Source organism: Streptomyces sp. BYX5S (assembly GCF_054724165.1).
Genome location: NZ_CM138829.1, coordinates 7563025 through 7583783 on the forward strand (window position 1 = coordinate 7563025; position 20759 = coordinate 7583783).

A 20759-nucleotide genomic window follows, 5' to 3' on the forward strand; every position below is an offset into this window, starting at 1 on the left:
GGGGGGACTTTATGCGATTCCTGTGAGGAGAGTGTGCGCGATGTGGGCCGCGAACTCGTCCACCGGCTGCGGCGGTTTGCGGTCCGGGGACATGTCGTAGGCGAAGGCGCGCTGGGAGCAGGCGCCCAGGAGGAGTGAGGCGGCCGCGTACGTGTCGGCGTCGGCGCTGATGCGGCCCGCCTTCTGTTCGGCGCGCAGGTAGGCGTCGAGTCCCTGGATCGGCTTGTGCGGCCCGGTGCCCAGTTCGCGCATCACCTCCTCGTGGCGGCGCTTCAGCTTTGGCTCGGCGTACAGGGACGCGGCCATCGGGAAGGACTGCTCGTAGAAGAGCGCCGCTTCGCGCGCGATGTCGGTGAGGTTCTGCTCGACCGTACGGTCGGGCGCGCCTTCCGTGAGGAGCCGGCCGAGCAGGGAGCCCAGCTTCGGGAGGCGCTCGTTGAGCACCGTCACGAAGAGCTCCTCCTTGTTGGCGAAGTACTTGTAGAGCGCCGCTTCGGAGCAGCCCGCCGCCTTGGCGATCTCCTTGGTGGTGGTGCGGGCGAGGCCGAGGCTCAGCATGAGCTCGTGGGCCGCCTCGACGATGCGGACACGGGTCGGCTTCTGGTCCATGCAGGCTCCAACGATGCTTGACGCGGGGGTGAGTGCTCACTCACTCTAAGTGTCAACGGAGGTGAGTGAGTACTCACCCACCATGAGACGCGCACCTGGAGGTACGCCATGAAGCTCACGGTTTTCGGCGCGACGGGCGGGGTCGGACAGGAGATCGTCAAGCAGGCCCTGGCGGCCGGACACGAGGTCACGGCGGTCGTCCGCGACCCCGCGCGGCTCACGGTGACCGGCGAGCGCCTGGAGGTGGTGCGTGCCGACCTGAAGGACCCCGAGTCGCTGCGTACGGCGGTCGCGGGCCGGGACGCCGTGCTGTCCGGCCTGGGCGCCCGCAGGAAGGCGGACGCGGGCATCGCCGCGGAGCTGACGCGTTCGGTCCTGAAGGCCATGGAGGCCGAGGGCGTGCGCCGGCTCCTGGTGGTCAGCGCGGCGCCGGTGGGGCCGCAGCCCGCGGACTCACCGGTCGCCGACCGGCTGATGCTCAAGGTCGTCGGCGCGGTCCTCAAGGACGTCTACGTCGATCTGGCGGCCATGGAGGCCGAGTTGGCGCGCAGCGCGACGGACTGGACCTCCGTGCGACCGCCCCGCCTCCAGGACAAGCCAGTCACCGGCTCGTACCGGAAGGTCGTGGGCGGCTTCCCGCGCGCGGGGCGCTTCCTCGGCCGCGCGGACGTGGCGCACGCGATGCTGGCGATGGTGGACGACCCGGCGACGGTGAAGCAGGGCGTCGGGGTGGCCTACTAGGCCGCTCCCCGGATGGAGCTCAGAGGCTGACGCCGACCGTCACCGGCTCGTTGACCAGCGTCACGCCGAAGACGTCCCGGACCCCGGCGACGACCTCGCGGGCGAGCGCGAGCAGGTCCTCCGTGGTGGCCTCGCCGCGGTTGGTCAGGGCGAGCGTGTGCTTGGTGGAGATGCGGGCGGGCCCGGCGCCGTAGCCCTTGGTGAAGCCCGCCTTGTCGATGAGCCAGGCCGCCGAGGTCTTGGTGCGCCCCTCCCCCGCGGGGAACGCGGGCGCCTTGGCGTCCGGCCCCAGACGCTCCACCACGCGCGCGTGGAAGGCCGCGAACTGCTGGTCGTCGAGGATCGGGTTGGTGAAGAACGACCCCGCCGACCAGGTGTCGTGGTCCTCCGGGTCGAGCACCATGCCCTTGCCGCCGCGCAGCTTCAGCACGGTCTCGCGCGCGAGGGCGGCCGGCACCCGGCCGCCTGCCTCCACGCCGAGGGCGCGCGCGGTCTCGGGGTACTTCAGGGGCGCGCTCAGGCCGCCCGCGTCCTCCAGCTCGAACCGCACGCGCAGCACCACGTAGCGGTCGGGTTCGGCCTTGAAGCGGCTGTGCCGGTACGAGAAGGCGCACTCGGCGTTCGGGAGCGCGACGGTCTCGCCGGTGGTGCGGTCGTAGGCGATCACCTCGGTGATCGTGGAGGACACCTCCTGGCCGTACGCGCCCACGTTCTGGATCGGCGTCGCGCCCGCGGAGCCGGGGATCCCGGCGAGGCACTCGATGCCCGCGAGGCCCGCGTCGACGGTGCGCCCGACGGCGTCCGTCCAGACCTCACCGGCCGCCAACTCCAGCTTCGTACCGTCGAGTTCGAAGCCCTTCGTGGCGATGCGCAGGGCGGTGCCCGCGAAGCCCTTGTCGCCGATGACGAGGTTGCTGCCGCCGCCGATGATCAGCAGCGGCGTACCGGTGGCGTCGGCCTCGCGCACCGCTTCGACCACCTCGGCGTCGGTGGTGGCGGTGAGCAGCCGGGTGGCGGGCCCGCCGAGCCGGAAGGTGGTCAGGGGGGCGAGAGGGGCGTCGTGGAGTTCCTGCACGCGCTCAAGGGTACGAGAACGGCCCCGCCGCTCGGACGGGGCCGTTGCTGCCGTGGCCGGACTCACTGAAAGCGCCGCTGGACGTCCTTCCAGTGGAGCGGCAGTTCGTCGGTCGACGTCTCCCAGGTACGGAAGGCCGCGTCCCTCATCTGGCGCCGCAGGCCCGCGGAGATCCCCGCGTGCGGCGCGGTGGCCGCGAAGTCTCGCAGGGCCTTGGGCGACTCCCATACGGAGAGCGTCCAGAAGGTGCGCTTCAGGGGCTCCGCCTTCAGGGTCGCTCCGTAGGCGCCCCGCGCCCGTCCCACCTGGCGCCAGACGGCGGGCGTGCGGAGAAGGAACTTCAGGGCGCCCCACAGGGTGCGGGTCTCGAAGCGGGAGGCGAAGACATGGGCCTCCACGCGCGCGGGTGGGGTGTTCGGTGTGGTCCAGGGCAGGGTCGGCATCGCGTTCCTCCCGGCGGGTTCTCGGGTGATCAGGCGTTTTCCAGGGCGGGAGCGGGCTCGGCGTCCCGCACGACGGGCGCGGTGCGACGGGCCCGGGGAATGAGCAGGGCGGCGAGGCCGGCCACGGCCACGAGCGCAGCGCCCACCCACAGTGCGGGCTCGATCCCGTTCACGAAGTGCTGTGCGGTGTCGTAGCCGCCCTGCGCCGAGAAGACGGACGACATGACCGCGATGCCCAGGGCGCCGCCGACCTCGCGCAGCGCGTTGTTGGCACCGGAGGCGATGCCCTGTTCCTGGGGCAGGACACTGGACATGACCAGGTTGGCGGCCGGGGCGAAGTAGAGGGCCATGCCGATGCCGCTGATGATCAGGGCGGGCAGTTGGGCGGCGTACGAGACGTCCACGGCGACCACGGCGGCGAACCAGCCGAGTCCGACGGCCTGGAGGAAGAGCCCCGCCGCGACGACGGGCCGGCCGCCGATGCGGTCGGAGAGGATCCCGGCGATCGGCGCGACGAGCATCGGCATGCCGGTCCAGGGCAGCATCCTGAGGCCCGCCTCGGTCGGCGAGTAGCCGAGCACGCCTTGCAGGAACTGGCTGAGCAGGAAGATCGAGCCGAACATCCCGAGGAACATCAGCAGGCTCGCGGCGTTGATCCCGGAGAAGGCCCGGGAGCGGAAGAGGCGCATGGGGAGCATGGAGTTCTCGTTGCGGATCCCGTGGCGCACGAACCCGACGAGCAGCGCCGCGCCCGCGAACAGGCCGGTCAGGACGAGCGTGTCGGTCCACCCGACGACGGGCGCGCGCACCAGGCCGTACACGATGCCGAACAGGCCGCCGCTGGCGAGGAGGGTGCCCAGGAGGTCGAGCCGGGCCCCGGTGCCGTACGACTCCTTCAGGCGCAGGCGGGCGAGCGGCAGCAGGGCGAGGCCCAGCGGAACGTTCAGCCAGAAGATCCAGTGCCAGGAGACGTGCTCGGTGAGGCTGCCGCCGATGAGCGGCCCGGAGGCCACCGCGAGCCCGTTGATCGCGCCCCAGATCCCGTACGCGAGGCCGCGCTTGGCCGCCGGGACGGCCGCGGTGAGCAGGGTCAGGGTGAGCGGCATCATGATCGCGGCGCCGACGCCCTGGACGGCGCGGGCGGCGATCAGCGCGTCGATCCCGGTGGCCAGGGCCGCGGCCGCGGAGGACCCGGTGAAGATCGTGAGCCCGACCAGGAAGAGCCGCCTCCGCCCGAACCGGTCGCCGAGCGCCGCGCCGAACATCAGCAGGACGGCGAAGGTGAGCGTGTAGGCGCTGACGGTCCACTCCAGGTCGTCCAGGGCGCCGCCGAGATCCTGGCGGATGGACGGCAGGGCGGTGGTGACGACGAGGTTGTCGAGGGCCGCCATGAAGCCGGCGACGCTGGTGATCAGGAGGGCCCAGAGGGCTCCTCCGCGTTGCACTGGTGCTGTGTTCTGTGACATTGCTTCCCCCAGTGTGCACTTGGATAGTTATTGATCACTAACTTTTGCGGCCATGAAAAAAGGCACTCCGCTCCGCGCGCGGGGCGCCTTACTGCCGCGGCTGAACCGACTCGTAGAAGCCCTTCCACACCCGGTGGTCGGCCCGGAAACCCATGGACACGAGCACGTTGACGAGCATTCCGTAGGCGAGGAACTGGGTCGTCTCGTCGACGTCCGGGCCCAGCGCCACCTGCACCGTGTCGTACATCTCCATCCACCCGGCCCGCAGCGTCTCGCCGAACTCCCGGTCGCCGGCCGCCTCGGCCGAGGCCACGGCGACGTACATCTGCATCTGCATGAGCAGCACGTCCGGGTCGTCGGCGATGAGGGCCTGATAGGCCGCGCCCATGGCGTGCAGCGCCTCTTGGCCTTCGAGTCCTTCCGCAGCCTGCCGGAACACCTCGATGGTGCGGTCGCAGCTGCGCCGCGAGGCCGCGAGGAAGATGGCCTCCTTGCCGGGGAAGAGCCGGAAGAGGTACGGCTGCGAGACACCCACACGCTTGGCGATCGCCTCGGTGGACGTGCCCTTGTAGCCGCCGCGGGCGAATTCGACCATCGCCGCGCGGACGACGCTCTCGCGCCGCTCCTCCGCACTCATCCTGACCATGCGAGCAAGTTAGTGGCCAATCACTATCTACGTCAACCCCTTCCGCGGCGGCTCCAGGAAACGGCTGCGGGCTGCGGGCTGTGGGCTGTGGGCTGCGGCAACGCGTAAGGGGCGCTCCCCCATGGAGAGCGCCCCTTACGCGCGGCAATGGACCGAACGGTGCGGCGATCACGCCAGCTGCACGACCGCCCGCGACATGCCCAGCACCTTCTGGCCCGCGCTCATGGCGGTCAGGTCGACCCGTACGCGGTTGTCGTCGAGCTTGGCCGCGACCTTGGCGCTGACCTCGATCTCGGCACCCTTGTCGTCGTTGGGGACGACGACCGGCTTGGTGAAGCGCACGCCGTACTCGACGACGGCGGCCGGGTCGCCGGTCCAGTCGGTGACGACGCGGATCGCCTCGGCCATGGTGAACATGCCGTGCGCGATCACGTCCGGCAGTCCGACCTCGACCGCGAACTTCTCGTTCCAGTGGATGGGGTTGAAGTCGCCGGAGGCACCCGCGTACTGCACGAGCGTGGCGCGCGTCACGGGGAAGGTCTGCGCCGGCAGCTCGGTGCCGACCTCGACCTCGGCGTACTTGATGGTCGTCGCCATGACGATCAGGCCTCCTCAGCGGCGCGCGAGACGAGCTTGGTCCAGGCGGTCACGACGTGCTCACCGTTCTGGTCGTGCACCTCGCCCCGCACGTCGAGGATGTCGTTGCCCGCGAGCGACTTGATGCCCTCGATGGTGGACGTCACGGAGAGTCGATCCCCGGCGCGCACCGGACGGGTGTAGGCGAACTTCTGGTCACCGTGCACGACCCGGCTGTAGTCGAGACCCAGCTCCGGATCGTGGACGACCTCGCCCGCGGCCTTGAACGTGATCGCGAACACAAAGGTCGGCGGGGCGATCACATCGGCGTGACCGAGCTCTTCGGCCGCGGCACGGTCGACGTACGCGGGATTGGTGTCCCCCACCGCCTCCGCGAACTCACGGATCTTCTCCCGGCCGACCTCGTACGGGGCGGTGGGCGGATAGGTCCGCCCCACGAAGGACTGGTCGAGCGCCATGGGCCCGGCACCTCCTGGATGTGTTCTCGACCTGCCTGATCCGCAGGACGAGATCTACGAAACAAGATCTGGGAAGGGAAATCTGAGAAGGAAGATCGAGGAAACGACACGAGGCCGCCCCCTAGTGGGGACGGCCTCGTGTACGAGCCTGATTTATCGCGTTTCGCGGTGCGCGGTGTGCGCGTTGCAACGCGGGCAGTGCTTCTTCATCTCAAGACGGTCCGGGTTGTTACGCCGGTTCTTCTTGGTGATGTAGTTCCGCTCCTTGCACTCCACGCAGGCCAGCGTGATCTTCGGGCGGACGTCGGTGGCAGCCACGTGAGTGCTCCTTGACGAACGGATGGGACAAAAGGTTTAACACATAGCAGAGTAGCCGATCGAAGGACCGACCCCACAATCGGCTACTGTCAGTAGCGGTGACCGGACTTGAACCGGTGACACAGCGATTATGAGCCGCTTGCTCTACCGACTGAGCTACACCGCTGTGATGCGATGACCCCTCACCCGAAGGCGAGGGAACTTCACACCAGAGCCCCAATGCGGAATCGAACCGCAGACCTTCTCCTTACCATGGAGACGCTCTACCGACTGAGCTATTGGGGCGAGCGATGAAGACATTACACGGTTGCCCGCCGATCGCCCAAATCCGTTTCGTGCCCCCGTCTGCCGGGCACGCTGCGGCCTTCTCCCGAGCGGCACTTGCGCCCCTCGGACCACATCAGTACGACTTTTGCGGCGTTCCTCGGAGCGCCCCTGCCGCGGTCCTAGGCTCGACCCACCCTGCGTGATCTTGTTGCGCGACACGAGTCCTCGTAGGAGCCCCACCGAACCCTCCCCGAGCCGTCCCCGAGCCCTCAGGAGCGCGATGCCCGGCAGTCCGTCGCAGCAGCCACCGTCCCCCGACGCGCCCGACAGCTCCGGCCTGCTGCTGAGCGGCGCGCGGCTCACCGACGGCAGGACCGTGGACGTGCGGCTCGACGGCGGGCGCATCGAGGCCGTGGGCACCACGGGCAGCCTCGCCCCGCACGGCACGCGCCTGGACCTCTCCGGCTGCCTCCTGCTCCCCGCCCCCGCCGAGCCGCACGCGCACGGCGACACGGCCCTGTCGGCCGACTGCGAGGGGCCCGTCGCGTACGACCCCGAGGAGGTCCAACGCCGGGCCACCGAGAGCACCCTGCTGCAACTCGGCCACGGGGCCACCGCGGTGCGCTCCCATGTGCGGATCGGCGACATGGAGGGGCTCGGTTCGATGGAGGCCGTCCTTCAGGCGCGGCGTTCGCTGGTGGGGCTGGCGGATCTGCGGACGGTCGCGATGCCGCGGCTGCTGACCGGGCTCGCCGGGGCGGACGGGCTGGCCATGCTGCGCGACGCGGTGAAGATGGGCGCCTCCGTCGTCGGCGGCTGTCCGGACCTGGACCCCGATCCGACGGGCTACGTCGAGGCGGTCCTCGAGGTCGCCGCCGAACACGGCTGCCCGGTCGACCTGCACACGGACGGAGCCGACCCGGCACGGCTCGGGCGGCTCGCGGCGGCTGCCGCCGGGCTGCGTACGGGTGTCACGCTCGGTCCGCTGGGCGGGCTCTCCCGGCTGCCCGGGGAGGTGGCGCGGCCCGTCGTGGACCGGCTCGCGGCCGCCGGGGTGACCGTGACGTGCCTGCCTCAGGGCGGGTGCGCGGGCGTCGACGAGCGCGCGGTGGCGCCGGTGCGGCTGCTGCGGGCGGCCGGGGTGCCGGTCGCGGCGGGCAGTGGGGCGCTGCGCGACGTGTCGAACCCGGTGGGGCGCGGCGATCCGCTGGAGGCCGCCTACCTGCTGGCCTCGCGCTACGGGCTGCGCCCCGAGGACGCCTACGCCGCGGTGAGTTCCACGGCGAGGGCGGCGCTCGGGCTGCCGGAGGTGCGAGTGGAGGCGGGGTTCCCGGCGGAGCTGATCGCGGTGCGGGGCGACCGGCTCGCGGGGGCGCTCTCGCTCGCGTACAGCCGGATCGTCGTGCACCGGGGGCGCGTCGTGGCGCGGACCAGCGCGGTGCGGGAGTACTGCGACTCGGCGGCCGCGGTCGCGCTCGATCTGCCGCGGCAGGGGCGGGCGGCCAAGTACGGGGGTGGGGGGCCGGCTTGAGGGGGGGTGCGGCCGTGCGGCCCGGGGCGGTGGCGGTGCGGGCTCACGTGGTTGCGGGGGCGCGCAGGGTGGTTGCGCGGTGAACCTGCCCCGTCGGCCCGCATGGTTGCGCGGTGAACCTTCCGTCTCGGGCGTACGGTCGAAGGCATGCGCATTGTCATCGCTGGGGGTCATGGTCAGATCGCGCTGCGGCTCGAGCGTCTGCTCTCCGCGCGCGGGGACGAAGTAGCCGGGATCATCCGCAGGTCGGAGCAGGGTGAGGCCCTGCGGGCCGCCGGAGCGGAACCCGTTCTGTGCGACCTGGAGTCGGCGTCCGTCGAGGAGGTCGCGGCGCATCTGCAGGGTGCGGACGCGGCCGTCTTCGCGGCGGGCGCGGGTCCGGGCAGCGGCGCCGAACGCAAGGACACCGTGGACCGGGACGCCGCCGTGCTGTTCGCGGACGCCGCGGAGCGGGCCAAGGTGCGTCGCTACGTCGTGGTGTCGTCGATGGGGGCGGACTCCGCGCACCAGGGCGACGAGATCTTCGACGTGTATCTGCGGGCCAAGGGCGCGGCCGACGACGACGTACGGCGCCGTACCGGCCTCGACTGGACGATCCTGCGGCCCGGCCAACTGACGAACGACGCCGGCACCGGGCTCGTCCGTCTGGAGGCCTCGACCGGACGTGGGCCCGTGCCGCGCGACGACGTGGCCGCCGTCCTCGCGGAGCTGGTGGACACGCCCGCCGCGACCGGGCTGACGCTGGAGCTGGTCTCCGGCTCCACGCCGGTCACGGTCGCGGTGAAGTCGATCGCCGGGAACTGAGCGGTCGGTCGCGTACACCGCCGGGATGGTGGCGGGTCAGGACGGTTGGCGGGACGGCGCCGGTCGTCCGCGCGCGGCCCCTCAGCAGGGCGCTCAGGGGCCTGCGCGCAAGCTCGCCCGCGTCTCAGAACAGCGGCAACTGGCCCGGAACGTGCGGGACCACGTATCCGTCGAGCGCGTCCTGCACGGCGCCGAGCTGGGCGGGGCGACGGGAGCCGGGGCAGGAGACCAGCTCTCCTGCGGCGCGGGTGCCGGGGGGATCGTGGCGGGCGAAGCGGCCCGCGACGACCGCGATCTCGCGACGGCACTCGGGGCAATTTCGGCGGCGGGATGTGATCGGCATGGGTTCAGTCTGCGTCGTGATCGCCACGGGCACACGGTGAAACCCCCTCAGGAAGGTTCCTGAGGGGGTTTCTTGCGCTCCGGCGAGGCGTCAGATCCCCATGCACGGCACGGGCCAGCGGCGCATACGGGGCGGCAGCGTCACGGCCCACCCGTCCACGATCAGCGCGAGCCGTTCCTCTGCCAGGTGGCGGGCCGCCTCTTGGTGGGCCGGTTCGAGCGTGTCGAGCGGCGCGGCGTCGTCCAGGGCGTCGAATGCGGCGAGCAGGTCGGGGTGGTCGAGCGTGAACCGTGCCGAGGCGGGGCGCTCCCTGCGGTCCATGACCGTGACGAAGCCGGGGCCGCGGCGGTGGTAGAGCAGGCCGTAGGCGTGATCGGTCCGCCACGCCGTCAACTCGGCCGACTCGTCGGGATGTTGGGCCGGGGGTGGGAGGTGGCGCAGGGAGCGGAGAGGGTTGAGAGGGGGCGAAGGGTGGAGAGGGCGGAGGTCATACGTAACACGGGGGTTGGGGGCCGGGGCGTCATACGTAACACGGGGATTGGAGGACGGAGCGTCATACGTAACACGGCGATGGAGGGCCGGGGCGTCATACGTATGACGCGTGGCGGCGCTCGCGTTCTCTTCCGCGCGCGTGGGGAGCTCCATCTCCCAGTGCACCGTGAGCCCCCGCGCCTGGCACTCGCGCAGGAGCTGGACCGCCCGGGTGGCCGTGCGGCCGTCGGCGTGCAGGGCCAGCGGTTCGGTCACGCGGACGCGGGTGCCGAGGACGCGGTGCGGGACGAGGTCCGGGAGCGCGGTCACGGGGCGGTCGCCGGTGCGGTGGGGGCGGAGGGGTCGTGGCCGACGCGGATCGGCGCGGTGCGGGTGGGCAGGGCCACGTAGGTGCGGGCGTCGCGGTAGAGGAGGCCGAACAGCACGGCCTGGGCGATCCACTCCCGCAGGTCCTCGGCCTGGACGTCGTGGCCCGCTGCGGCGAGTCTGCGGTGCAGGGCGGGTTCGCCGCAGCCCTCCTCCAGGATGCGCAGGGCGGCGGCCTCCCAGCCGTTGAACCAGTAGGTGCGGCGCGGCCAGCCCTCGCGGCGGTCGCGGACGAGGAGCGTGTTCCCGTCCTCGCCAGCCTGCTCCATGACGAGCGTCGAGGTGGCGTGCTGAGCCCGCCATTGGTCCACGGCCCGCAGCAGCCGGTCCGCGGTGTCGCCGCCGATGCCGGCGTCCTCGGTGTCGAACAGGTAGACCAGGTCGGCGAGTTCGGACTCCGGCAGCTCGTAGACGTGCTGGTACATGTCGGCCGGGCGCCGCTTGCCGAACCCGAGGGCGGGGTCGGTGAAGTGCGGGCTGAAGCGCTCCAGTTGGATGCGGAAGGCGCCGCTCGGCGGCTGGAGGTGCACGAGGGCGGGCATTTGGTCGAGCACGCGCGCGTAGTCGCGCACGGTCTCGCCGGGGAAGCCGTAGAGGTAGTTCCAGGTGCAGGTGATCCCGTGGTTGTCGAACTCGCGCAGGGTGCGGATGTTGCGGGCGCCGGTGACGCCCTTGTCCATGAGGTCGAGGACGCGGTTGCTGAGGCTTTCGATCCCGGGCTGGATCAGGACGACGCCCGCGGCGGCCAGCTGGGCGATCTGCGCTCGGTTGAGGTTGGACTTCACCTCGTAGTGGATCCGCAGGTCCCAGCCGGTCTCGGCGGCGAGCGGCAGGAAGTCCTTGAAGTACGCCATGTCGATGATGTTGTCGACGGTGACGACGTCGAGGATGCGGTGGCGGCGCACGAGGCGCTCGATCTCGCCCCACAGGCGCTCGCCGGGCTTGGCGCGGAAGGCCATGGTGGTGCCGTTGAGGCCGCAGAACGTGCAGTGGTGCTTCTCGCCCCACCAGCAGCCGCGGGCCCCTTCGACGACCAGCTTGGGGAACACGTGCGCGAGGACCGGTGAGGCCTCGATCTCCGCGTGCCACTGGTCGTAGTCGGGCGAGGGGATGTGGGCCGGGGCCACGGTGCGACGGGATTCGGTGTTGGCTCGGGATACGCGGTCGCGGGTGTCCGGGGTGCCCGCGTCCCACCAGCACAGCCCCGGTACGTCGCAGGGGGCCGTGCCCGCGTCCAGGTGGGCGAGGAGGGCCGGGAAGGCGTACTCGCCCTCCCCGCGCACCACGTGGTCCACATAGGAGTGGTTGCGGTGCAGGGCGTGGCCCATGGGTCCGTCGCAGTTGCTGCCGCCGAAGACGACGGTCAGGGCGGGGCGGCGGCGCTTGAGCTCCCTGGCGAGGGCGAGGGACGGAACGTTCTGCATGAACGTGGTCGTGAAGCCGACGAGGTCGGGGGTGCGGGCCAGCACCTCGGTGGCACAGCGCTCGATGTACGCGGAGGCGTGGCGGCGCATCTCGAAGGCCGTGTCGACGGTCTCGGCGCTCACCCCGCGCTCGCGCGCGTAGGAGCGCAGCCGCGTGGCGCCCCAGTCCTCGTCGTCGTAGAGGACTCCCGAGAACACCCAGTCGCCGATCCCGTGGAAGATCGAGTCGCTGCCGATCGCCTCGTAGTCGCCGGGGCTCAGGCGCCCTCCGGACCGTTCGAGCAGATACTCGGCCCAGCGCAGCGAACCGTGGAACTCGCGCACCTCGTCGCTCGGGCGGACCTCGCGGAGCAGCTGGTGCAGCAGGCCCACCTGGAGGGAGGGCAGGTCGATCGGGTGCCAGGGCATGGTCACCAGCTCAACGCGCATGCCGCCCTGCCTTTTCCGCCGCCGCTCACATACCGCCCCCCGCCCCCCACCTCGGGCCGAACGCCCGTACCCCACAGGGCGGTTCACCTTATGGGCGCCTCACCCATCACACAAGGGCGTTGGATGCGGGTGGGCGGCGGGCGGGGGTGAGGGCGGGGGCCCATGCTCGCCCCGTGGGCGACGGGGCGGTGGCAGGGCGGGTGACGGGACGGCGGCGGGGCGGTGCCGGGCCTCGGTCAGGAACGCGGCTTGCGCGACAGGAACCGGAGACCCGCACCGGCGGCGACCAGCATCGCGGCGATCGCGCCGAGGACGTAACTCCCGTACTCCGGGCCCGTCTCGGCGAGCTGTCGGGCGGGCGGAGCGGAGGCGGTGGGCGACTTCGGCCCCGCGGTGGCCGACGGCGGACTGCCGGGGGTGCCGGGGGTGCTGGGCGACGACGTCCCGGCCGAGGGTCCAGCCGGGGGCGTGGCCCGGCCGGAGGGCGGGGTCGTGGAGGGGGTGGTGGACGGGGGTGCGGTCGTGGACGGGGAGGGCGTGCCCACGACCGGAGCCCCCACCGACGAGGTCGTCGAGGGCGTCGCTTCCTCGCCGTAGCCGGAGGGCCCTTCCTCCGCTCCGTAGCCGTCCGGCTCGTCGCCGTATCCGGACGCGGGCGCCTGGCTCTCGCCCGGCGCCTCCGCGGCCCCGTAGCCGCCGGGCTCCTCCGGGGCGGCGTGGAACCCACTGCCGGGCGCGGGAGGCCCGTCATCGGCGGCGCTCGGTGCCCCCGTGGCCACGGTCGCGGCCAGGGCCGTGGTCGTGGCACAACCGATCGCCGCTGCCGTCACGGCCCCCACCACCGTCCTCCGCACGCCGCCCCTCAGTCCCCCGCGGCCAAAGATCGCGTGTTTTTGGTACATAGCGAAGACAATCGGCATATATAACGATTCCGACAAGGCGACGCGCCGCCCGGCCACGGGCCACCGATCGCCGCCGATCGCCACCCGAACAAAAAGAAGACCCCTCCGCCCTGCATTTCCGCAGTTCGGAGGGGTCTTTCCCAAGTGTGGCGGCGCCAGGATTCGAACCTGGGAAGGCTGAGCCGGCAGATTTACAGTCTGCTCCCTTTGGCCGCTCGGGCACACCGCCTTGGGTTTGCTGCCTGGGGCCTCGCCTCTCGGCGGTGCTCGCTGGCAACGACGTAAACAATACCTGATGCACAGGGGTGCTTCGCCACCCGATTGACCGGCGGCCGCGTGCCGTGCGGTGACTAGGCTTTGCACTCGGCGCGACCGCGCGCCGCGCAGCCCGAGCGGAAGCCGGTCGGAAGCCGACCGGCAGCCGATCCAACCCCGATACAAGGAGCCACAGGACATGGCCGACTCCAGTTTCGACATCGTCTCGAAGGTCGAGCGGCAGGAGGTCGACAACGCCCTCAACCAGGCCGCCAAGGAAATCTCGCAGCGCTACGACTTCAAGAACGTGGGCGCCTCCATCTCCTGGTCCGGCGAGAAGATCCTGATGGAGGCCAACGGCGAGGACCGGGTCAAGGCCATCCTCGACATCTTCCAGACCAAGCTGGTCAAGCGCGGGATCTCGCTGAAGTCGCTGGACGCCGGTGAGCCGCAGCTGTCCGGCAAGGAGTACAAGATCTTCGCCTCCATCGAGGAGGGCATCTCCCAGGAGAACGCCAAGAAGGTCGCGAAGACGATCCGCGACGAGGGGCCGAAGGGCGTCAAGGCGCAGGTGCAGGGCGACGAGCTGCGTGTCAGCTCCAAGAGCCGGGACGACCTGCAGGCCGTCCAGCAGCTGCTCAAGGGCAAGGACTTCGACTTCGCTCTGCAGTTCGTGAACTACCGGTAGGACCTCCGTGGACCCTTGCGGGCCCTCGGACGTGGGAAGGGGCGGCACCCGGCGGGTGCCGCCCCTTCTTGCTGCCGGCTGCGTCTCAGCGGCGGCCGCGCGAGTGGCCGAAGAAGATGCGGTACGCGATCAGGAGGACCAGGGCCCCGCCGATCGCGGCGACCCAGGTGGCACCGTCGTAGAAGTCGGTGGAGACGGGGCGGTCGAGCCAGCGGGACGATATCCAGCCGCCGATGAAGGAACCGGCGACGCCTATGAGGGTCGTGCCGATCAGGCCGCCCGGGTCCCTGCCCGGCAGAAGGAACTTGGCGATGGCACCGGCCAGTAGCCCGAGGATGATCCAGCCGATGATGCTCATGCCGTGTTCTGCCCTTCTCTAGTGCTTTCGATCTGTAGTGCTGCTGATCTGTAGTGCTTTTGATCTGTAGTGCTGTTCTGAAGTGCCCTGGCGCGCGGGGTGCGTTCCTGGCCTCCTGCTGCCCAGAAGGACGACGGGCAGGCACGGAGTGGTTGCAAGAGCCCTCTAGGGTGCGGCACATGACACAGTCGGGAACGCCCCTGCGGAGGGCTTTGGGGGTACGGGACGCCGTCGTCGTCGGTCTCGGGTCGATGATCGGGGCGGGCGTCTTCGCGGCGCTGGGACCCGCCGCGCGGGCTGCCGGTACGGGGGTGCTGTACGCGCTGGCGGTGGCGGCCGTGGTGGCCTACTGCAACGCGATGTCGTCGGCGCGGCTGGCGGCCCTGTATCCCGTTTCCGGTGGCACGTACGTGTACGGGCGGGAGCGGCTCGGGCCCTTCTGGGGGTACTTGGCGGGCTGGGCGTTCGTGGTCGGCAAGTCGGCCTCGTGCGCGGCGATGGCGCTGACCGTGGGCACGTACGTGTGGCCGGGGCAGGCGCACGCGGTGGCGGTCGCGGCGGTCGTGGCGCTGACGGCCGTGAACTGCTTCGGCGTCGAGAAGTCGGCCTGGGTGACGCGGATCGTCGTGGCGGTCGTGCTCGCCGTCCTGGCGGCCGTCGTAGTGGCCTGTACGGGCTCGGGGAGCGCCGAGGTGGGTCGGCTCGCCCCTGGCCTCTCCGAGGGCGTGAGCGGGGTGCTGGGCGGCGCGGGGCTGCTGTTCTTCGCGTTCGCCGGGTACGCGCGCGTGGCGACGCTCGGCGAGGCGGTGCGCGATCCCGCGCGGACCATCCCGCGGGCGATCCCCATGGCGCTCGGGATCGCCCTGGTCGTGTACGCCGCCGTGGGCGCGGCCGCCCTCACGGTGCTGGGCGTGGACGGGCTCGCGGGGGCCTCCGCGCCGCTGGCGGACGCCGTGCGGGCGGCAGGCGGTGACGGGCTCGTGCCGGTGGTGCGGGTCGGGGCAGCGGTGGCGGCGCTGGGGTCGCTGCTCGCGCTGATCCTGGGGGTGTCCCGGACGACGCTGGCGATGGCGCGGGACCGGCATCTGCCGGGCGCTCTGGCGGCCGTGCACCCGCGCTACCGGGTGCCGCGGCGGGCCGAGCTCGCGGTGGGCGCCGCGGTGGCCGTCGTGGCGGCTCTCGTGGACGTACGCGGGGCGATCGGGTTCTCGTCGTTCGGCGTGCTCGTGTACTACACGATCGCCAACGCCTCGGCGTGGACGTTGAGTTCCGCGGTACGCGCGCGGGCGCTGCCCGCGCTGGGGGTCGTGGGGTGCCTGGCGCTGGCGTGCTCGCTGCCCGCGTCGTCCGTGGCGACGGGCGCGGGCGTCCTCGCCCTGGGCGCGCTCGCCTACGCGGTGCGGCTACGCGCGCGTGGGGCCGGGAACGCGTCCGCCTAGCGGGCCGCGAACGGCTGGTCCGTGGGCACGATGTCGCGGCCGAGCGGCAGCAGCGAGATGGGGATCATCTTGAAGTTGGCGATGCCGAACGGGATGCCGATGATCGTGATGCACAGGGCGATGCCCGTGGTGATGTGCGCCAGGGCCAGCCACCAGCCCGCGAGGATCAGCCACAGGACGTTGCCGACGCAGGAGGGCGCGCCCGCGTCCCTGCGCTCGACGGTCGTCTTCCCGAAGGGCCACAGGGCGTAGACGCCGATCCTGAAGGCGGCGATGCCGAACGGGATCCCGATGACGGTGATGCACAGGAGAAGGCCGGCCAGCAGGTAGCCGAGGAACAGCCAGAAGCCGCTGAGGACCAGCCAGATGACGTTGAGGATTGTCTTCACTGTTGGCGACCTGCCATCTGCTCGAGCCGGGAGATCCGCTCCGCCATCGGCGGGTGCGTGGAGAACATCTTCGACATTCCCTGGCCGGGGCGGAAGGGGTTGGCGATCATCATGTGGCTCGCCGTCTCGATGCGCGGCTCGGGCGGCAGCGGCAGCTGTTTGGTGCCCGCGTCGAGCTTGCGCAGGGCGCTCGCCAGAGCGAGCGGGTCACCGGTCAGCTGGGCGCCCGAGGCATCGGCCTCGTACTCGCGCGAGCGGCTGATGGCGAGCTGGATGAGGGACGCGGCGAGCGGCCCCAGGATCATGATCAAGAGCATTCCGAAGATGCCGGGGCCGTCGTCGTCGTTCGAACGGCCGACCGGGATCAGCCACGCGAAGTTGACCAGGAACATGATCACGGAGGCGAGGGCGCCGGCGACCGAGGAGATCAGGATGTCCCGGTTGTAGACGTGGCTGAGCTCGTGCCCGATGACACCGCGCAGCTCGCGCTCGTCCAGGATGCGCAGGATTCCCTCGGTGCAGCACACCGCCGCGTTGCGCGGGTTGCGGCCCGTCGCGAACGCGTTCGGCGCCTCGGTGGGAGAGATGTACAGGCGCGGCATCGGCTGCCGTGCCTGCGTGGAGAGCTCGCGCACCATCCGGTAGAGAGCGGGCGCCTCGAATTCGCTCACCGGGCGCGCGCGCATGGCGCGCAGGGCCAGCTTGTCGCTGTTCCAGTACGCGTACGCGTTCGTTCCCAGGGCGATGACGAGCCCGATGATGAGTCCCGTACGGCCGAAGAAGCTGCCGATGACGAGGATCAGGGCGGACAGGCCGCCGAGGAGTACGGCGGTCTTCAACCCGTTGTGCCGGCGGTGCACGGTACGCCCTCCTGATGGTGCGGCAGGGGAACCCACTGCTTGCTGATCTGCTGCTTCCACTGGGTCTGGAGCCGGTGCGTGTCGCCACGCCGTGCTTCCACGTCCAGTGGACCCTCCCTTACTGGTCAACGCCAGACGAGGAGGCCGAGTTCCCTTGTGCGCGCCGGGCGGCCCGTGCGGGCGTGTAGGCCGACCGGGTCAGCGCTGCTTCGGCAGCCCGGCGAGCTCCAGGGCCTCCGGGTCCGCCTCGATCTCGCTCGTGCAGTGCGCGCAGCGGGTGGCGATGCCGGGGATCTGCGTGTAGCAGCGCGGGCAGTCGCGCAGCGCCGCCTTGATGTCGACGGGCTTGCCGCGGTCGATGCGCGCCTGGAGCTTCATCATCGGGACGACGATCAGGAAGTAGAGCACCGCGGCGGTGATCAGGAAGGCGATGATCGCGCTGACGAACTTGCCGTACGGGAAGTCGGTGCCCTCGACCGTGAAGTGCGCCTCGCTGAAGTCGCCGGTCGACTGCGTGGCGATACCGATGAGGGGCGCGATGAACGCCGTACTGAGAGCGGTGACCACAGCCGTGAACGCGGTTCCGACCGCGAGGCCGATGGCCATCGTGATGATGTTTCCGCGAAGGATGAAGTCCTTGAACCCGCTCAGCACGGCATTTCTCCTTGAAGGTGGGGCGTTTTCGAATGCCGTACGAGGGTGCTAGAAGAGGCCCGTGGAAGCAAAGCGCAGGACGAGCTGCGGCGCTCCGGACAGGGCGACGCCCACCAAGGCCGTCACGGCGATGGCTGCGGTGAGGGGCGCCGAGGGCCGGTAGGTGGCCGGTACGCCTTCAGGAGTGCCTTCAGGGGCACCCTCGGGGGCGCGGAAGAGCGTCGCGGTCCACTGGAGGTAGTAGAAGAGCGCGATCACCACGTTCACGCCCATGACGACGGCGAGCCAGCCGAGGCCCGCGTCGACGGCCGCGGAGAAGACGGTGACCTTCGCGAAGAGCCCGATGATGCCCGGCGGCAGACCGGCGAGGCACAGCAGGAAGAAGCCCAGGACGAGCGCGGCGAGCGGGCGCGTGGCGTACAGGCCGCGGTAGTCGCTGACGCGGTTGAGCGGCTTCGTACGCGCCACCAGGGCGGCCACGGCGAAGGCGCCGAGGTTCACCGCGGCGTACATGAGGGCGTAGGCGAGGGTGGAGCCGATCGACTTCTGGGGGTCGTCGGAGTACGCGGCCGCGGCGATCGGCACCAGGAGGTATCCGGCCTGGCCGACCGAGGACCAGGCGAGCAGCCGTACGGCGCTGTACGCGCGCGTGGACTGCTGGCGGAGGGCGGCGACGTTGCCGACGGTCATCGTCAAGGCGGCGAGGGCCGCGAGGGCGGGCCCCCACACGTCGGCGTACGAGGGGAACGCGACGACCGTGACGAGGATGAGGCCGGAGAAGCCGACGGCCTTGCCGATGACCGACAGGTAGGCGGCGATCGGCAGCGGCGCGCCCACGTAGGTGTCGGGCACCCAGAAGTGGAACGGTACGGCGGCCGTCTTGAAGGCGAAGCCGACGAGGGTGAGCGCGACGCCGGCCTGGGCGAGGGTCTGGAACTGCCCGTCCACGTGCGTGAGTTCGGTGGCGATCCTGGTGAGGTGCAGGCTGCCCGTGGCCGCGTAGACGAAGCTCGCGCCGAGGAGGGTGACGGCGGTCGCGGTGACCGAGGAGAGGAAGAACTTCAGGGCCGCGTCGGAGGAGCGCCTGTCGCCCTGCTTGAGGCCGACGAGGGCGAAGGCGGGCAGCGAGGCGACTTCGAGGGCGACGACGAGCGTGGCGATGTCGCGGGAGGCGGGCAGCAGGGCGGCGCCCGCGGCGGAGGACAGCAGGAGGAACCAGAACTCCCCTTCGGGGAGTTGCTTGTTGGCGTTCTTCGCGTCCTTCAGGGAGCTGATCGAGAGCAGCGCGGTGAGCAGGGCGCCCGCCAGGACCAGGAACTGGATGACGAGCGTGAAGCGGTCCGCCGTGTAGCTGCACGCGTCGTAGGGGGCGCCCTTGAGGCAGAACGTGGAGCGCTCGTCGCCGACCAGCGGCACCAGCGCGAGCGCCGCGGCGGCCAGGCCCGCCACGGAGATCCAGCCCAGGACCTGCTTGCGGGCCTCCCCCACGAACAGGTCGGCGACCAGCACGGCGAGGGCCACGACCGCCGCGATCGTGGGCGGCGCGATGGCGACCCAGTCGACGGACTGGACGAGGGACGTCACGGAGGGCGCGGCGGACGCCACGGAGGGCGCTGCGACGGCGATCACTGGAGGCCTCCTGCGAGGAGCTTCTGGACGGCCGGGTTGGTGAGGCCGAGCAGGGCCGCGGGCCACAGACCCGCGAGAACGGTGAGGGCGACGAGCGGGGTCCAGGCGGCGAACTCGTACCCACGGACGTCGGCGACGGCCACCGCCTCCGTCGGGCGGGGGCCCATGCAGACGCGGCGGACGACGATGAGCATGTACGCGGCGGTGAGCAGGGTGCCGAAGGCCGCGATCGCCATGAAGACGAGGAAGGCCGGGCGGCTGAGGCCGTCGGCGGGCTTGAACGCGCCGAACAGGGCGAGCATCTCGCCCCAGAACCCGGCCAGCCCCGGCAGGCCGAGCGAGGCGACGGCGCCGAAGGCGAGCAGGCCGCCGAGGCGCGGGGCCTTGCCGTACAGGGCCATGCCGCCCTGCTCGGCGAGGGCGTCGAGGTCGCTGGTGCCGGCCCGGTCCTTGAGCGCGCCGACGAGGAAGAAGAGCAGGCCGGTGATGAGGCCGTGGGCGATGTTGGCGAACAGCGCGCCGTTCACGCCGGTCGGGCTCATCGTCGCGATGCCGAGCAGCACGAAGCCCATGTGGCCGACGGAGGAGTACGCGATGAGGCGCTTGAGGTCGCCCTTCGCGCCCTGCTTCGCCAGGTTCAGGCAGGCCAGGGACCCGTAGATGATCCCGATGACGGCGAGCGCGGCGAGGTACGGCGCGAAGGTCCGCATCCCGTCGGGCGTGATGGGCAGCAGGATCCTGACGAACCCGTACGTACCCATCTTCAGCAGCACGCCGGCGAGGAGCACCGAGCCGACGGTCGGGGCGGCGGTGTGGGCGTCCGGCAGCCAGCTGTGCAGCGGCCACATCGGGGTCTTCACCGCGAGCCCGATCCCGATCGCCAGAACGGCGATGACCTGCACGGATGCGGTCAGGTTCCGGCCGTTGTCAGTGGCGAGTGCCATCATGTCGAACGTGCCCGACTTAACGCCGATAAGGAGGAGGCCGAGCAGCATCACGACCGAGCCGAGCAGCGTGAAGAGGATGAACTTCCAGGCCGCCTGCGCTCGTTGCTCGCCGCCCCAGCGGGCGATGAGGAAGTACATCGGGATGAGGACCATCTCGAACGCGAGGAAGAAGAGGAGGAGGTCCAGTACGGCGAAGGTCGCGAGCGTGCCCGATTCCAGGACGAGGATCAGGGCCACGAAGCCCTTGGGGGACGGCCCGGCCGGCATGCGGAAGTAGGAGTACAGCGCGCACAGGAACGTCAGCAGCGCGGTCAGGACCAGGAGGGGGAGGGAGATGCCGTCGATGCCGAGGTGGATCCGCACGTCGAGCGCGGGAATCCAGCTGATGTCGGTCGTGGCCTGCATCCTCGACGGCTGGTCGTGGTCGAAGCCGAGCGCGAGGACGATCGCGGCGGCGAGGATCGCGCCGGTCACGGTCACGCCGTGGCGGAGCACGGCCTGGTCGGGTGACTTCCCCTTCAGTCCGGGCGGGGCCGGGAGAAGGGCGAGGACGGCGCCGATGAGCGGGCCGACGACGATCAATGCGAGAAGGAACTGCATCACGGATTCGCTGATATCGATCACGGCTG

At 71.0% G+C, this 20759-nt stretch carries 23 protein-coding genes and 3 tRNA genes; 5 read left to right on the top strand and 21 right to left on the bottom strand.

Going from position 1 to position 20759, the window contains the following annotated elements; genetic code table 11:
* Window positions 1–9: 9 nt before the first annotated feature.
* On the bottom strand, window positions 10–609 hold the full coding sequence (locus ACYBSK_RS34080; protein WP_457481101.1) for a TetR/AcrR family transcriptional regulator: 600 nt from the start codon (window positions 607–609) through the stop codon (window positions 10–12).
* A gap of 108 nt (window positions 610–717) precedes the next feature.
* Here ACYBSK_RS34080 and ACYBSK_RS34085 point away from each other — a divergent pair, with 108 nt between their 5' ends.
* A complete protein-coding gene (locus ACYBSK_RS34085) occupies window positions 718–1350 on the top strand; it encodes an NAD(P)-dependent oxidoreductase (protein ID WP_457481102.1) in 633 nt (210 codons plus the stop codon).
* Between the two features lie 19 nt (window positions 1351–1369).
* Here the strand turns inward: ACYBSK_RS34085 and ACYBSK_RS34090 are convergent, their stop codons facing one another.
* From ACYBSK_RS34090 to ACYBSK_RS34130, 9 genes are all read right to left on the bottom strand, one after another.
* Window positions 1370–2425 (bottom strand): UDP-N-acetylmuramate dehydrogenase, encoded by a 1056-nt coding sequence (locus ACYBSK_RS34090; protein WP_460244394.1) that lies wholly within the window; start codon window positions 2423–2425, stop codon window positions 1370–1372.
* 62 nt (window positions 2426–2487) lie between these two features.
* The gene (locus ACYBSK_RS34095; protein WP_460244395.1) at window positions 2488–2868 is read right to left on the bottom strand and encodes a DUF3291 domain-containing protein; all 381 of its coding nucleotides are present in this window, start codon (window positions 2866–2868) and stop codon (window positions 2488–2490) included.
* A gap of 29 nt (window positions 2869–2897) precedes the next feature.
* Complete coding sequence (locus tag ACYBSK_RS34100) at window positions 2898–4334, bottom strand: DHA2 family efflux MFS transporter permease subunit (protein ID WP_460244396.1); 1437 nt, start codon at window positions 4332–4334, stop codon at window positions 2898–2900.
* Between the two features lie 88 nt (window positions 4335–4422).
* Window positions 4423–4980 carry a TetR/AcrR family transcriptional regulator gene (locus ACYBSK_RS34105; protein WP_457481106.1) on the bottom strand — a complete coding sequence of 186 codons (558 nt, stop codon included), beginning with the start codon at window positions 4978–4980 and terminating at the stop codon, window positions 4423–4425.
* Between the two features lie 168 nt (window positions 4981–5148).
* Window positions 5149–5577: a MaoC family dehydratase gene (locus ACYBSK_RS34110; RefSeq protein WP_457481107.1), complete on the bottom strand. Its 429-nt coding sequence runs from the start codon at window positions 5575–5577 to the stop codon at window positions 5149–5151.
* A gap of 5 nt (window positions 5578–5582) precedes the next feature.
* The gene (locus ACYBSK_RS34115) at window positions 5583–6035 is read right to left on the bottom strand and encodes an FAS1-like dehydratase domain-containing protein (protein WP_457481108.1); all 453 of its coding nucleotides are present in this window, start codon (window positions 6033–6035) and stop codon (window positions 5583–5585) included.
* Between the two features lie 153 nt (window positions 6036–6188).
* On the bottom strand, window positions 6189–6353 hold the full coding sequence (gene rpmG, locus ACYBSK_RS34120) for a 50S ribosomal protein L33 (RefSeq protein WP_003948671.1): 165 nt from the start codon (window positions 6351–6353) through the stop codon (window positions 6189–6191).
* A gap of 93 nt (window positions 6354–6446) precedes the next feature.
* Window positions 6447–6519: transfer RNA gene (locus tag ACYBSK_RS34125), tRNA-Met, on the bottom strand.
* Between the two features lie 46 nt (window positions 6520–6565).
* A tRNA-Thr gene (locus ACYBSK_RS34130) sits at window positions 6566–6638 on the bottom strand.
* 262 nt (window positions 6639–6900) lie between these two features.
* Between ACYBSK_RS34130 and ACYBSK_RS34135 the strand changes: the two genes are divergently transcribed.
* Window positions 6901–8151: an amidohydrolase family protein gene (locus tag ACYBSK_RS34135; RefSeq protein ID WP_460244397.1), complete on the top strand. Its 1251-nt coding sequence runs from the start codon at window positions 6901–6903 to the stop codon at window positions 8149–8151.
* Between the two features lie 147 nt (window positions 8152–8298).
* Complete coding sequence (locus ACYBSK_RS34140) at window positions 8299–8955, top strand: SDR family oxidoreductase (RefSeq protein WP_457481110.1); 657 nt, start codon at window positions 8299–8301, stop codon at window positions 8953–8955.
* Between the two features lie 124 nt (window positions 8956–9079).
* Here ACYBSK_RS34140 and ACYBSK_RS34145 read toward each other — a convergent pair whose 3' ends face one another.
* From ACYBSK_RS34145 to ACYBSK_RS34165, 5 genes are all read right to left on the bottom strand, one after another.
* Window positions 9080–9292 carry a hypothetical protein gene (locus tag ACYBSK_RS34145; protein WP_356375939.1) on the bottom strand — a complete coding sequence of 71 codons (213 nt, stop codon included), beginning with the start codon at window positions 9290–9292 and terminating at the stop codon, window positions 9080–9082.
* Between the two features lie 96 nt (window positions 9293–9388).
* Entirely contained in the window at window positions 9389–9691 is a 303-nt protein-coding gene (locus tag ACYBSK_RS34150) for a DUF5825 family protein (protein WP_460244398.1), read from the bottom strand.
* Between the two features lie 404 nt (window positions 9692–10095).
* Window positions 10096–12009, bottom strand: coding sequence for a RiPP maturation radical SAM C-methyltransferase (locus ACYBSK_RS34155; RefSeq protein ID WP_460244399.1), 1914 nt, complete (start codon window positions 12007–12009; stop codon window positions 10096–10098).
* Window positions 12010–12245: 236 nt separating this feature from the next.
* Window positions 12246–12839 (bottom strand): hypothetical protein, encoded by a 594-nt coding sequence (locus tag ACYBSK_RS34160; protein ID WP_460244400.1) that lies wholly within the window; start codon window positions 12837–12839, stop codon window positions 12246–12248.
* 219 nt (window positions 12840–13058) lie between these two features.
* Window positions 13059–13140 (bottom strand) — tRNA-Tyr (locus ACYBSK_RS34165).
* Window positions 13141–13365: 225 nt separating this feature from the next.
* Here ACYBSK_RS34165 and ACYBSK_RS34170 point away from each other — a divergent pair.
* Complete coding sequence (locus ACYBSK_RS34170; protein WP_457481113.1) at window positions 13366–13854, top strand: YajQ family cyclic di-GMP-binding protein; 489 nt, start codon at window positions 13366–13368, stop codon at window positions 13852–13854.
* 85 nt (window positions 13855–13939) lie between these two features.
* On the opposite strand, the gene ACYBSK_RS34175 is transcribed toward ACYBSK_RS34170, so the two are convergent.
* Window positions 13940–14212, bottom strand: a complete 273-nt coding sequence (locus ACYBSK_RS34175; RefSeq protein WP_457481114.1) for a GlsB/YeaQ/YmgE family stress response membrane protein — start codon at window positions 14210–14212, stop codon at window positions 13940–13942.
* Window positions 14213–14391: 179 nt separating this feature from the next.
* Between ACYBSK_RS34175 and ACYBSK_RS34180 the strand changes: the two genes are divergently transcribed.
* On the top strand, window positions 14392–15651 hold the full coding sequence (locus ACYBSK_RS34180; protein ID WP_460244401.1) for an APC family permease: 1260 nt from the start codon (window positions 14392–14394) through the stop codon (window positions 15649–15651).
* Here ACYBSK_RS34180 and ACYBSK_RS34185 read toward each other — a convergent pair.
* From ACYBSK_RS34185 to ACYBSK_RS34205, 5 genes are all read right to left on the bottom strand, one after another.
* Window positions 15648–16040: a YccF domain-containing protein gene (locus ACYBSK_RS34185; protein ID WP_457481116.1), complete on the bottom strand. Its 393-nt coding sequence runs from the start codon at window positions 16038–16040 to the stop codon at window positions 15648–15650. The genes ACYBSK_RS34180 and ACYBSK_RS34185 overlap by 4 nt on opposite strands.
* A complete protein-coding gene (htpX, locus tag ACYBSK_RS34190; protein ID WP_457481117.1) occupies window positions 16037–16900 on the bottom strand; it encodes a zinc metalloprotease HtpX in 864 nt (287 codons plus the stop codon). Before htpX ends, ACYBSK_RS34185 begins: the two co-directional genes overlap by 4 nt.
* 198 nt (window positions 16901–17098) lie before the next feature.
* Window positions 17099–17554, bottom strand: a complete 456-nt coding sequence (gene mscL, locus ACYBSK_RS34195) for a large conductance mechanosensitive channel protein MscL (RefSeq protein ID WP_457481118.1) — start codon at window positions 17552–17554, stop codon at window positions 17099–17101.
* Window positions 17555–17602: 48 nt separating this feature from the next.
* On the bottom strand, window positions 17603–19183 hold the full coding sequence (locus tag ACYBSK_RS34200) for an NADH-quinone oxidoreductase subunit N (RefSeq protein WP_460244402.1): 1581 nt from the start codon (window positions 19181–19183) through the stop codon (window positions 17603–17605).
* Window positions 19180–20754: a complex I subunit 4 family protein gene (locus tag ACYBSK_RS34205; RefSeq protein WP_460244403.1), complete on the bottom strand. Its 1575-nt coding sequence runs from the start codon at window positions 20752–20754 to the stop codon at window positions 19180–19182. Before ACYBSK_RS34205 ends, ACYBSK_RS34200 begins: the two co-directional genes overlap by 4 nt.
* Window positions 20755–20759: the final 5 nt, after the last annotated feature.